This window comes from Pseudomonas sp. 273, from assembly GCF_029201425.1.
GTDB classification, from domain to species: domain Bacteria; phylum Pseudomonadota; class Gammaproteobacteria; order Pseudomonadales; family Pseudomonadaceae; genus Pseudomonas; species Pseudomonas delhiensis.
Genome location: NZ_CP116775.1, coordinates 3,305,161 through 3,317,301, shown reverse-complemented (window position 1 = coordinate 3,317,301; position 12,141 = coordinate 3,305,161). Strand labels below are relative to the sequence as shown.

The window sequence follows — 12,141 nt, the reverse complement described above, 5'->3', positions numbered from 1 at the left end:
CTTGATGGCCACCCCTCCCCCACGCATCGCCAGGGAAAAAGCCCCAGGTCCATCTCTTGACCTTGAAGTTCAGTTGAAGGTTAGGGTGCCTTCCGCAAGCTGCTGGACAGCATGCCCCAAGCCTCATGCCCACCCCTGGAGACCCTCGACAGTGAAACTCGGAAGTGTTGCCGCAATAGCCGGACTTTTCGTCACAGCCTCTGCCTGGGCTGACGCTACAGCGACGAACAGCCAGCCGGAGACCACCCTAATGTCGACCTGAGCTGGTTCAAGGGGCTTGCCAAGACGAAGGTGGACATAGGCTTCGAATCCTACTCGCCGAACTTCTACTACAGGAACAGCAGGGTCACCGCCGTCTATACGGCGGACCTGGCGAAGTTGAAGGAACTGATGCCGGCCAGGGTGCTGGAACAGGTGCAGCCGCTGCAGGTATGGCCCGGGCGGGGCCTGGTGGCGTTTACCGCTTATTCCTACCATTACTGCGACAACGACAGTTATAACGAAGTCGCGCTTTCCATCATCACCAACAAGCCCGGCAAGTCCAACCTCGGCCCCATCACGCTGATCGGCCAGTCGCTGTCCAGGGACTATTGGGGCTATGTGCTCAAACTTCCGGTGAATACCGAATTGGCAAGAGTCCGCGGCGTAGTGGGTTACAACTTGCCGAAATGGCTCACAGGCATCGATGTCAGGGAAGACGAGCGCAGTGTGTCCTACGACATAGTCGATAGCCGGACCGGAAAAGTGGATGTCGTGTTCAAGGCCGACAAACTGGCCGCCCTCTCGAAGGATGAAGAGTGGGTCACCAACAGTTTCACCAATACCGACCCGAAGGGTGAACTGACCTATGGCTATGCGGTTTCGCGCCAGCTCAGCCATGCAGCCAGCACTGACGGGGATTCGGCGCGGCTGATCCTCGGCGAGGGGGAACTTTCCGCCTACATCAAGGCGTTGAAGCTTGGAAAGATGATGAAGTACGAATACGTTCCGCAGTTCCAGAGCGCGCTCTATGCGCCCAGGCCGCTGAACACCCTCGTCGGCAAGAACTGACGCCGCGGCGTCAGTTGCAGGTACTCGAAGTCAGGCCCGCATGGCCTGACTTTTCTTTTCCGCCGCCACATCCATTTCCTGGCGCAGACGGTCCAGCACCCGCTGGGTGTTGTCGGCACATTGCATCCCTTCGGGCTTGTTCTCGATGCTCTCGATGGCCACGAGCAACTGCGCCTTGCTCTGCGCCAGGCGCTTCTGCAGCACCTCGATCTCGCCCACCTTGCGCTTGAGCCCCTCCAGCAACTCGTCGTGCTTCCAGCCACTGGCGTTGAGTGGCAGCAAGGGGCGAATCTCCTCCAACGAGAAGCCCGCGCTCTGGGCGCCGGTGATGATCTCCAGGATCACCAGCGTCTCCGGCGCGTAGTCGCGGTAGCCGTTGGCCTTGCGCTCGACCGAGTTGATCAGGCCGCTCGCCTCGTAGAAGCGAATGCGCGAAGGCGCCAGCCCACTGAGCTTCGCCAGTTCTCCAATTCTCATGCAGCACCCTCGGGGAAAGCGTTGACCTTGAAGCTTACTTCAATCCTACAGTGATCGGACGGCCAGGCGATGAAACGGCCCGAGCCGTTCGCGTACTCGCCTGCTCTCGGCTTTGCATGGGACGAAGAGTCCCGGATCGATGCTTCCGAAGTTGAAGAACTTAATATCCTCTGCCATTGGCAAAGAGCCGGGCATGGCTGATCGTATATATCCAACCCTTGACTCTCCTGAATCAACCTCCCGTTCACAAAACACTCTCGATGATATGTCGAAGCCGAAACTGGAAGAGTTCCTGAATAACGGAAGGACGCCAGTAACTGACATCGGCTGAACGCTTTCGGAGAAAACCGTCTTTTCCTGTCTGCAACATTGGCGTGCAAAAGGAAGTTGAACTTTACTGAACCATCTTCCTCGGGCCGATAGTTGGCCTGCGGGAAGTGTGGCTGCCTGCATGCGCGCAGGTGCCGGATGAGAGGAGGTTCCGTCCATGGCAAAGGTGTTGTGCGTTCTCTACCCCGATCCACTGGCCGGCTACCCTCCCCGCTACGCCCGCAGCGACATTCCGCACATCGGCGTCTATGCCAACGGCCAGACGGCGCCGTCGCCGCAACCGCCGCTGGGCTTCACGCCCGGTGAACTGGTGGGCTGCGTGTCCGGCGAGCTGGGCCTGCGCGCCTACCTGGAGCAGGCCGGGCACGAGCTGGTCGTGACCAGCGACAAGGACGGCCCGGACTCGGTGTTCGAGCGCCACCTGCCCGACGCCGAGGTGGTCATTTCCCAGCCGTTCTGGCCCGCCTACCTGAGCGCCGAGCGGATCGCCAAGGCACGCCGGCTGAAGCTCGCCGTCACCGCCGGCATAGGCTCCGACCACGTGGACCTGGCTGCCGCGGCGGCGGCCCACGTCACCGTCGCCGAGGTCACCGGCTCGAACTGCGTCAGCGTCGCCGAGCACGTGGTGATGATGGTGCTGTCCCTGGTGCGCAACTACCTGCCCGCCCACCAGGTCGCCCACGACGGCGGCTGGAACATCGCCGACTGCGTGGCCCGCAGCTACGACGTGGAGGGCATGCATTTCGGCGCCATAGGCGCGGGGCGCATCGGCCTGGCCGTGCTGCGCCGGCTGAAGCCCTTCGACCTGCACCTGCACTACACCCAGCGCCACCGGCTGGCCCCGGCCATCGAGCAGGAGCTGGGGCTGACCTACCACGGCGACGTCGCCTCGCTGGTGGCGGCGGTCGACATCGTCAACCTGCAGGTGCCGCTCTACCCTTCCACCGAGGGGCTGCTGGACGACGCCATGCTCGCCCGGATGAAGCGCGGTTCCTACCTGATCGACTGCGCGCGCGGCAAGCTGGTGGAGCGCGACGCCGTGGTGCGGGCGCTGGCCTCCGGGCAGCTCGCCGGCTATGCCGGCGACGTCTGGTTCCCCCAGCCCGCGCCGGCGGACCACCCCTGGCGCAGCATGCCGTTCAACGGCATGACGCCGCACATGTCCGGCACCTCGCTTTCCGCCCAGGCCCGCTATGCCGCGGGGACCCTGGAAATCCTCCAGAGCCACTTCGCCGGCAGGCCCATCCGCGAGGAATACCTGATCGTCGACGGCGGCGCGCTCGCCGGCACCGGCGCCCAATCCTACCAGTTGAAATGAGCCTGCAAGAGGAACCACGCGTGTCCAGAGCCGTTCCCCAGTCGGTCACCGCCCCGCTCAGCCGGGCCGCCATCTTCCTGGTGCTGACGATCGACCCCGGCCAGGCCGGCGAAACCGCGGTGCGCGCCCTGTGCGCCGACCTGGCGGGCCTGCTGCGGGCCATCGGCTTCCGCGCCCCGCAGGGGCAACTGTCCTGCAACCTGGGCTTCGGCTCGGCGGCCTGGGACCGCCTGTTCGGCCTGCCCAGGCCGCGGGACCTGCACCCCTTCCGCGAAATCCAGGGCGCGCACCACGCGGTGTCCACCCCGGGCGACCTGCTCTTCCACATCCGCGCCGAGCGCATGGACCTGTGCTTCGAGCTGGAGACGCAGATCATGGCCCGGCTCGGCGCCGCCGTCCGCACCGCGGACGAGGTACACGGCTTCAGCTATTTCGATGCCCGCGACCTGCTGGGCTTCGTCGACGGGACGGAGAACCCGGCCGGCCAGGCCGCGACGGACGCCACCCTCGTCGCCGGCGAGGACGAGCCCTTCGTCGCCGGCAGCTATGTCATCGTGCAGAAGTACCTGCACGACCTGGCCCAGTGGAACGCGCTGCCGGTGGCCGAGCAGGAACGGATCATCGGCCGGCACAAGCTCTCCGACATCGAGCTGGACGACGCTGTCAAGCCGAGCAACGCCCACAACGCCCTGACCACCATCATCGAAGACGGCGAGCAGCTGGAGATCCTGCGCGACAACATGCCCTTCGGCGATATCGCCAAGGGCGAGTTCGGCACCTACTTCATCGGCTACGCCCGCTCGCCCCGGCGCATCGAACGGATGCTCGAGAACATGTTCATCGGCCAGCCCCCGGGCAACTACGACCGGCTGCTGGACTTCAGCCGCGCGGTGACCGGCAGCCTGTTCTTCGTGCCTTCGGCCAGTTTTCTCGAACAGGTAACCCCGGATGCCGCGCCCGCCTTCCCCGCCCTCCCCGCACGGGATGGCGGGCCCCCGGACGGCCCCCGCGATGGCTCCCTCGGCATTGGCTCACTAAAGGAAGCAGGCAATGAATAACCTCCACCGTGAACTCGCCCCCATCTCCGACAAGGCCTGGGCCCAGATCGACGAAGAGGCCACGCGCACCCTCAAGCGCCACCTCGCGGCCCGGCGCGTGGTCGACGTGCCGCCGCCGGGCGGCCTGGCCCTGTCCGCGGTGGGCACCGGCCACCTGCATTCGCTGCAGGCGCCCGGCGACGGCATCCAGGCCGCCCAGCGCGATGCCCGGGCGATCGTCGAGCTGCGCGTGCCCTTCGAGCTGAGCCGCCAGGCCATCGACGACGTGGAGCGCGGCTCGGACGATTCGGACTGGGACCCGCTGAAGGCGGCCGCCCGCAAGCTCGCCTTCGCCGAGGACCGCGCGGTCTTCGATGGCTACGCCGCGGCCGGCATCCAGGGCATCCGCGAGGCCAGCAGCAACGCCGGCGTGGTGCTGCCGGCCAACGTGCGCGGCTACCCCGGCGCCGTGGCGCAGGCGCTGAGCCAGCTGCGCCTGGCCGGCGTCAACGGCCCCTACGCCCTGGTGCTGGGCGCGGACGCCTATACGGCGGCGAGCGGCGGCAGCGACGAGGGCTACCCGGTCTTCCACCACATGGAGCAGCAACTTGACGGCGGTATCATCTGGGCCCCCGCCCTGGAAGGCGGGTTCGTGCTCAGCACGCGCGGCGGGGACTTCGAGCTGGATATCGGCCAGGACATCTCCATCGGCTATGCCAGCCACACCGCGACGAGCGTGGAGCTGTACTTCCTGGAGACCTTCACCTTCCGCGTGCTCACCACCGAGGCCAGCGTGGTGCTGACGCCCGGCAAGAAATGATCCGGCCGATGGCTGATCGCGGACGGAGTCCTCCTGCGGGTTCCCGCGAACGCGGGAGCCCAATGGACAACCCCATGCCCACCTCCGGCCTCAACTGTAGGAGCGGGCCCTGCCCGCGATTCGCGCGCAAGGCGCGCTCCTACAAGGGTACGGCGCCTGGGCAACCCGTAGGAGCGGACTCCGTCCGCGATTGCCCCCAGCCGCGCGAATCCTCAGGTGTCGGTGTTCCGGCCGGCGGCGGATAACCGCGAACGGTTATGCGCCCTACGTGCCTTCCGGGACCCGTAGGGCGCATAACGCCTACGGCGTTATCCGCCGTTGCCCTCCCCGGCTAGCTGAGGATCCAGGACTCCACCACGTCCTCGCCGTAGGCGTCCTTCCAGCCCAGCAGCGTCTTGTGGTCGCGGTTGTTGGTCCGCACCGTCTCGCCGGTATGCGGGTTGCGGTACACCTTGCGGGCGCGGATCTTCTGGTATTTCGCGCCCTTGGCCTGGTGGCCGTTGGCGATCCAGTCGACGTCGGTCTCGAGGATCTCGATGACGTCCTCCAGGCTCTTGTCGTACTCGCCCATCAGCTCGCGGAGCGATTCCACGAACGCCTGGTCGGCGTGGTCGGCATCCTGCTCGTGGGCGTCGTCGTCACGGATGGCATCTTTGTCGTCTTTCATCGCAAGGCTCCGTTATCGGTATCTGTCCGGGCCGGCATGGGCGGCCCGCTGGAATTCGGAAAAAAGCGTCCCCGCGCCGGGGGTGGCCGCGCTCGGGCGCGGCCACCGCCAGCTGTCGTATGGCTCGTAGGGAGTTAGTGGTAGGCGTCTGCGGCGGTGACCTTGCCGCGGAACACGTGGTAGCTCCAGAAGGTGTACATGAGGATGATCGGGATGATGAACAGCGCGCCGATCAGGGCGAACAGCTGGCTGGACGGTGGCGAAGCGGCCTGCCAGAGATCGATGGCCGGCGGGATGATCTTCGGCCAGATGCTCACCGCCAGGGCGAGGTAGCCGAGGAACATCAGTACCAGCACGCTGATGAACGGCAGGTGCGAATGGCGCTTGCGCAGGTTCGACTGGATCAGGCACATCGACGCCACCGCCAGGGCAGCGATCACCGCGAAGAGCACCCAGTGGCGCCCGGAGAACCACAGCTGGGCGATGTTCGGGTGCAGCCAGGCGGTCCAGGCGCAGATCACCACGATCACCGCCGCCAGCAGGTAGGTCAGCGGCCGACTGTAGTGGCGCATGCGCGACTCCAGCATGCCCTCGGTCTTCACCAGCAGCCAGGTGCTGCCCAGCAGCGCGTAGGCCAGCACCAGGCCCACCCCGCAGAACAGCGGGAACGGCGACAGCCAGTCCAGCGGGCTGCCGGCGAACTGCCGGTCCACCACCGGGATGCCGTCGATGTAGGTGCCGATGGCCACGCCCTGGAAGAAGGTCGCCAGGAAGGAGCCGGCGATGAACGCCTTGTCCCAGATGTGGCGCTTCTGCGGCTTGGCCTTGAAGCGGAACTCGAAGGCCACGCCACGGAAGATCAGCCCGGCCAGCACCAGCACCAGCGGCAGGTACAGCGCCTCCAGGATCACCGAATAGGCCAGCGGGAAGGCGCCGTAGAGCGCGGCGGCGCCCAGCACGGCCCAGGTCTCGTTGCCGTCCCACACCGGGGCGACGGTGTTCATCATCACGTCGCGTTCACTGGAGTCGGACACCAGCGGGAAGAGAATCCCCAGCCCCAGGTCGAAGCCGTCCATGATCACGTACATCATCAGCCCGAAGGCGATGATCACGCCCCAGATGACCGACAGGTCGATGCCTTGAATACCCATGTTTCAACCTCCCCTCAGCCGGCAACCGACATAGGTCTGCGGACGCTGGAGTGCCCGGCGGGCTCGCTCACCAGCGGATCGTTGTCGTGGTGCAGGCCCGGGCCCTTGCGCACCAGGCGCATCATGTAGCCCAGGCCGACGGTGAACACCGAGAAGTAGATGACCACGAACAGCGCCAGGGTCAGGCTCATCTGCGCGACGTTGTGGTTGGACACCGCCTGGCTGGTGCGCAGCATCCCGTAGACCACCCAGGGCTGGCGGCCCATCTCGGTGGTGAACCAGCCGGCCAGCAGCGCGATCAGCCCCGAGGGACCCATCGCCAGCACCAGGCTCAGGAAGGCGCGGTTGCGGTACAGCGCGCCACCGCGGCGCAGCACCAGGGCGGCCAGGGCGCAGAGGATCATCAGCATCCCCAGCCCGGCCATCAGGCGGAAGCTCCAGAAGATCACCGCGGAGTTCGGCCGGTCCTGCGGGGCGAAGCTCTTCAGCGCCGGGATCTGCTTGTCCAGGCTGTGGGTCAGGATCAGGCTGCCCAGGTACGGCACCTCCAGGCTGTAGCGGGTCCGCTCGGCCTGCATGTCCGGGATGCCGAAGAGGATCAGCGGCGTCGGCTCGCCCGGCCTGTTCTCCCAGTGCCCCTCGATGGCGGCGATCTTCGCCGGCTGGTGCTCCAGGGTGTTCAGGCCGTGGGCGTCGCCCACCAGCACCTGCAGCGGCGCCACGCCCAGGACCATCCACATGGCCATCGACAGCATGGTCCGCGTGGCCGGGTTGTCGCGCCCGCGCAGCAGGTGCCAGGCGGCCGAGGCGCCGACGAAGAAGGCGGTGGACAGGTAGGCGGCCAGCGCCATGTGCACCAGGCGGTAGGGGAAGGACGGGTTGAAGACGATCTTCAGCCAGTCCAGCGGCACGATGCGCCCGTCGACGATGTCGATGCCCTGGGGCGTCTGCATCCAGCTGTTGGACGAGAGGATCCAGAACATCGAGATCATGGTGCCGATGGCCACCATCACCGTGGCGAAGAAGTGCAGGCGGCGCCCCACCCTATCCCAGCCGAACAGCATCACGCCGAGGAAGCCGGCCTCCAGGAAGAACGCCGTCAGTACCTCATAGGTCAGCAGCGGCCCGGTGATGCTGCCGGCGTAGTCGGAAAAGCGCGCCCAGTTGGTACCGAACTGGTAGGCCATGACCAGGCCGGAGACCACGCCCATGCCGAAGTTCACCGCGAATATCTTCGACCAGAACTTGTAGAGGTCCTTGTAGACCGGGTTGCCGGACTTCAGCCAGAGCCCTTCGAGCACGGCCAGGAAACTCGCCAGGCCAATGGTGATGGCCGGGAAGATGATATGGAAAGAGACCGTGAACGCGAATTGAATCCGCGCCAGGTCCAACGCCTGTATGTTCAACATGGCGAAACCCTTATTGATCGCTCATTGAGTGACGGCAGGCCCCAATCGCCTGCCGTATGGGAGTCCGTCTCAGGCGACAGTCGAATGGATCAGGCTGTCTTCCCGGGCTTTCTCGATCCTGATCGCGATGAACTTGGAAGTCGGCGTGAAGGTGCGGTCGCCATAGCTTTCCAGCGGTACCAGCGGATTGGTTTCCGGGTAATAGGCCGCCGCCTGCCCCGCCGGCAGGTCGTAGGCCACCAGCTGGAAGCCGCTGACGCGACGCTCGATGCCGTCTTCCCACAGCGATACCAGGTCGACCTTGTCGCCCGGGGCGAAGCCCAGGCGGCGGATGTCCCGCTCGTTGGCGAAGACCACCTCGCGCAGGCCGAACACCCCGCGGTAGCGGTCGTCCAGGCCGTACAGGGTGGTGTTGTACTGGTCGTGGGAACGCAGCGTCTGGAGGATCAGGTCGGGCCGCTCGCCGCGCGCCAGCACCGCCTGGTTGACCAGCTCCTGCGGCAGTTCGCTGGGGGTGAAGCGGGCCTTGCCGCTGGTGGTCTTCCAGACCCGCTCGGCCGCGTCGTTGCCCAGGTGGAAGCCGCCGGGGTGCTGCAGCCGGGCGTTGAAGTCGGCGAAGCCGGGGATGACGTCGGCGATCAGGTCGCGGATGTGCCCGTAGTCGGCGATGGCCCAGTCCCAGTCGATCGGCTGGTTGCCCAGGGTGGCCTTGGCGATGCCGGCGATGATCGCCGGCTCCGAGCGCAGGTGCGGCGAGCGCGGCTTCAGCTGGCCGTGGGAGATGTGCACCATGCTGAAGGTGTCTTCCACGGTGACGCCCTGGGGCCCGTCGGCCTGCAGGTCGACCTCGGTGCGGCCCAGGCACGGCAGGATCAGCGCGTCGCGGCCGGTGACCAGGTGCGAACGGTTGAGCTTGGTGGCGATGTGCACGGTCAGCTCGCAGTTGCGCAGCGCGGCGTGGGTGCGCGGGGTGTCCGGGGTGGCCTGGGCGAAGTTGCCGCCCAGGGCCAGGAACACCTTGGCGCGCCTGGCTTCCATGGCCTGGATGGCCAGCACGGCGTTGTCGCCGTGGCCACGCGGCACCTTGAACTTGAAGCGTTTCTCCAGGGCGTCCAGCAGCCAGGTCGGCGGCTTCTCGTCGATGCCCATGGTGCGGTCGCCCTGCACGTTGCTGTGGCCACGCACCGGCGACAGGCCGGCGCCGGGCTTGCCGACGTTGCCGCGCAGCAGTTGCAGGTTGACCACCTCCTGGATGGTCGGCACCGAGTGGCGGTGCTGCGTCAGGCCCATGGCCCAGCACATGATCACCCGCTCGGCGCGGCGGTACATGCGCGCCGCCAGCTCCAGCTCGGCCATGCTCAGGCCGGATTGGCCGACGATGTGCTCCCAGGGGGTGGCGTCCACCGCCGCCAGGTAGGCGTCCAGGCCGCTGGTGTGCTCGCGGATGAAGGCATGGTCGAACACCGGCGGCTCGCCGTTGGCCTGGGCCTCGCGTTCCCACTGCAGGAGGAACTTGGCCATGCCGCGGAACATCGCCATGTCGCCGCCCAGGGCCGGGCGGAAGTAGGCGGTGTTGGTCGGCTCCGAGCCGTTGCTCAGCATCTCCAGGGGGTGCTGCGGGTGCTGGAAGCGTTCCAGGCCGCGCTCCTTCAGCGGGTTGATGCAGATCACCTGGGCGCCGCGGTGCACGGCCTCGCGCAGCGGTTCGAGCATGCGCGGGTGGTTGGTGCCGGGGTTCTGGCCGATGACGAAGATGGCATCGGCCTTCTCCAGGTCGTCGAAGACCACGGTGCCCTTGCCCACCCGAGGGTTTCCGCCATGCCCAGGCCGCTGGCCTCGTGGCACATGTTCGAGCAGTCGGGGAAGTTGTTGGTGCCGAAGGCGCGGACGAACAGCTGGTAGAGGAAGGCCGCCTCGTTGCTGGCCCGGCCGGAGGTGTAGAACTCCGCTTCGTCCGGCGACTTCAGCGCCTTCAGGTGCCTGGCGACCAGGGCGAAGGCCTCCTCCCAGGTGGTTTCCACGTAGTGGTCGGTGGCCGCGTCGTAGCGCATGGGGTGGGTGAGCCGGCCCTGGTATTCGAGCCAGTAGTCGCTCTGCCCGGCCAGCGCGCTGACGCTGTACTTGGCGAAGAAGTCGGGGTCGACGGAGCGCCCGGTGGACTCCCAGTTGACCGCCTTGGCGCCGTTCTCGCAGAACTTCACCAGGCCGTTCTCGGGGACTCGCCCCAGGCGCAACCGGGGCAGTCGAAGCCGCTGTTCTGGTTGGTCTTGAGCATCGCCCGCAGGTTCTTGACGGCGTTCTCGCTGCCCAGCCAACTCTTGGTCACGCTCTTGAGCGCGCCCCAGCCGGCGGCCGGCGCGGTATAGCTCCTTATGTGTTCGTCTTGGCTCATTCAGGCATTCCTCGATTACACGCAGAGAATGAAAGTTCTCAGGCAGAAAAAGGCGACACTACGGGCGTACCGATATCGAACTCCGGACGAGCAACTACTGCGGGCGAAACTTCTTCTTCGCCGCGAATTGAAGTTGCATTCGGGTTCATCTTCCAAAGCCTTGGCCTGGAAACCGGAGAGACATTGGCTCGCCTTGTGATCTCAGGCTATTGAGAACCAAGCATTGCGTCCAATCGAAATAAATTACGCCCTGATCAGAACCGTCTATCAGTCCTCCCGCTCCCGATCCAGAGCGCTTTCCAGAATAATGGAGCCACTTGATAGAGCGTTCTTATCAACCGGTAATCAAAAGCAATTTGACGCTCCAATAGTGGCTGGCTAGCCTCATTCCGAAGATCGCCAGGTTATTGATTGAAACATCAATGCATGCGTGCAAAGAGCAATGAGCGATCAACTCGAGAGGCAACTCTGAATTGAACAACACCACTGGCGAACTCATCGACGGTTTCAATCGCAAGATCGATTACTTGCGCATGTCGGTGACCGACCGCTGCGACTTCCGCTGCGTGTACTGCATGGCCGAGAACATGCAGTTCCTGCCCCGCCAGCGCATCCTCACCCTCGACGAGCTGTACCGCGTGGCGGAGCGCTTCGTCGCCCTGGGCACGCGCAAGATCCGCCTCACCGGCGGCGAGCCCCTGGTGCGCCAGGGCATCGTCGAGCTGTGCGCGCGCATCGCTGCCCTCCCCGGCCTGCGCGAGCTGTGTATGACCAGCAACGGCTCGCAGCTGCAGCGCCTGGCGCAACCGCTGCACGACGCCGGCCTTGCACGGCTGAACATCAGCCTCGACAGCCTGGATGCGCAGCGCTTCAAGGCGCTCACCCGCACCGGCGACCTCGACCAGGTGATCGCCGGCATCGACGCCGCGCGCCGCGCGGGCTTTCGCCACACCAAGCTCAACTGCGTGGTGCTCAAGGGCCGCAACGACCACGAGGTGGTCGACCTGGTGCGTTTCGCCATCGACCGCCAGCTGGACATTTCCTTCATCGAGGAAATGCCCCTGGGCGTCATCAGCGAGCACCAGCGCGGCGAGTCCTATTGCTCCAGCGACGAGGTGCGCGAACGCATCGGCGAGAAGTTCAGCCTCATCGAATCCGCCGAGTCCACCCAGGGCCCGTCCCGCTACTGCCGCCTGGCCGAGGCGCCGGACATCCGCATCGGCTTCATCTCGCCGCACAGCCACAACTTCTGCGGCAGCTGCAACCGCGTGCGCCTGACCGTCGAGGGCCGCCTGCTGCTGTGCCTGGGCAACGAACATTCGGCCGACCTCAAGCAGGTGCTGCGCGGCCACCCCGGCGACGCCGAGCGGCTGGACCGGGCGATCCGCCAGGCCATGCGCCTGAAGCCCCAGCGCCACCACTTCGAGGTCGGCGGCGAGGTGCAGATCCTCCGCTTCATGAACATGACCGGCGGCTAGCCGCCCCCGCGG

At 65.9% G+C, this 12,141-nt stretch carries 8 protein-coding genes and 2 pseudogenes; 5 read left to right on the top strand and 5 right to left on the bottom strand.

Going from position 1 to position 12,141, the window contains the following annotated elements:
• Positions 1 to 246: 246 nt before the first annotated feature.
• Positions 247 to 1,050, top strand: a pseudogene (locus tag PKO50_RS15525) (acetoacetate decarboxylase (ADC)); the annotation flags it as partial.
• A gap of 30 nt (positions 1,051 to 1,080) precedes the next feature.
• Here the strand turns inward: PKO50_RS15525 and PKO50_RS15520 are convergent.
• Complete coding sequence (locus PKO50_RS15520) at positions 1,081 to 1,527, bottom strand: MerR family transcriptional regulator (RefSeq protein WP_109935480.1); 447 nt, start codon at positions 1,525 to 1,527, stop codon at positions 1,081 to 1,083.
• A 487-nt stretch (positions 1,528 to 2,014) separates the two neighbouring features.
• On the opposite strand from PKO50_RS15520, the gene PKO50_RS15515 reads away from it, so the two are divergent.
• Genes PKO50_RS15515 through PKO50_RS15505 form a run of 3 tightly spaced genes read left to right on the top strand, consistent with a single transcriptional unit; the run spans position 2,015 to position 5,032 of the window.
• A complete protein-coding gene (locus PKO50_RS15515; RefSeq protein WP_109935479.1) occupies positions 2,015 to 3,175 on the top strand; it encodes an NAD-dependent formate dehydrogenase in 1,161 nt (386 codons plus the stop codon).
• Positions 3,172 to 4,233, top strand: a complete 1,062-nt coding sequence (locus PKO50_RS15510) for a Dyp-type peroxidase (protein WP_275630223.1) — start codon at positions 3,172 to 3,174, stop codon at positions 4,231 to 4,233. Before PKO50_RS15515 ends, PKO50_RS15510 begins: the two co-directional genes overlap by 4 nt.
• Positions 4,226 to 5,032 carry a family 1 encapsulin nanocompartment shell protein gene (locus PKO50_RS15505; protein ID WP_109936654.1) on the top strand — a complete coding sequence of 269 codons (807 nt, stop codon included), beginning with the start codon at positions 4,226 to 4,228 and terminating at the stop codon, positions 5,030 to 5,032. The genes PKO50_RS15510 and PKO50_RS15505 overlap by 8 nt, the downstream gene beginning before the upstream one ends.
• A 331-nt stretch (positions 5,033 to 5,363) precedes the next feature.
• On the opposite strand, the gene PKO50_RS15500 is transcribed toward PKO50_RS15505, so the two are convergent.
• From PKO50_RS15500 to PKO50_RS15485, 4 genes and pseudogenes are all read right to left on the bottom strand, one after another.
• Positions 5,364 to 5,699 (bottom strand): histone-like nucleoid-structuring protein, MvaT/MvaU family, encoded by a 336-nt coding sequence (locus PKO50_RS15500; protein WP_109936653.1) that lies wholly within the window; start codon positions 5,697 to 5,699, stop codon positions 5,364 to 5,366.
• 134 nt (positions 5,700 to 5,833) lie between these two features.
• Positions 5,834 to 6,850, bottom strand: a complete 1,017-nt coding sequence (gene cydB / locus PKO50_RS15495) for a cytochrome d ubiquinol oxidase subunit II (protein WP_109936652.1) — start codon at positions 6,848 to 6,850, stop codon at positions 5,834 to 5,836.
• A 14-nt stretch (positions 6,851 to 6,864) separates the two neighbouring features.
• Positions 6,865 to 8,259 (bottom strand): cytochrome ubiquinol oxidase subunit I, encoded by a 1,395-nt coding sequence (locus PKO50_RS15490; RefSeq protein WP_109936651.1) that lies wholly within the window; start codon positions 8,257 to 8,259, stop codon positions 6,865 to 6,867.
• 69 nt (positions 8,260 to 8,328) lie between these two features.
• Positions 8,329 to 10,651 (bottom strand): annotated as a pseudogene (locus PKO50_RS15485) (FdhF/YdeP family oxidoreductase).
• Positions 10,652 to 11,124: 473 nt separating this feature from the next.
• Here PKO50_RS15485 and moaA point away from each other — a divergent pair.
• Positions 11,125 to 12,129 carry a GTP 3',8-cyclase MoaA gene (moaA, locus tag PKO50_RS15480; protein WP_109936649.1) on the top strand — a complete coding sequence of 335 codons (1,005 nt, stop codon included), beginning with the start codon at positions 11,125 to 11,127 and terminating at the stop codon, positions 12,127 to 12,129.
• The last annotated feature ends 12 nt before the right edge of the window (positions 12,130 to 12,141 follow it).

Excerpts from the sequence above, each read along its gene's own strand:
- PKO50_RS15515 (WP_109935479.1), top strand. The coding sequence starts at position 2,015 with ATGGCAAAGGTGTTGTGCGTTCTCTACCCCGATCCACTGGCCGGCTAC.
- PKO50_RS15490 (WP_109936651.1), bottom strand. The coding sequence starts at position 8,259 with ATGTTGAACATACAGGCGTTGGACCTGGCGCGGATTCAATTCGCGTTC.
- cydB (WP_109936652.1), bottom strand. The coding sequence starts at position 6,850 with ATGGGTATTCAAGGCATCGACCTGTCGGTCATCTGGGGCGTGATCATC.
- PKO50_RS15500 (WP_109936653.1), bottom strand. The coding sequence starts at position 5,699 with ATGAAAGACGACAAAGATGCCATCCGTGACGACGACGCCCACGAGCAG.
- PKO50_RS15505 (WP_109936654.1), top strand. The coding sequence starts at position 4,226 with ATGAATAACCTCCACCGTGAACTCGCCCCCATCTCCGACAAGGCCTGG.
- PKO50_RS15520 (WP_109935480.1), bottom strand. The coding sequence starts at position 1,527 with ATGAGAATTGGAGAACTGGCGAAGCTCAGTGGGCTGGCGCCTTCGCGC.
- PKO50_RS15510 (WP_275630223.1), top strand. The coding sequence starts at position 3,172 with ATGAGCCTGCAAGAGGAACCACGCGTGTCCAGAGCCGTTCCCCAGTCG.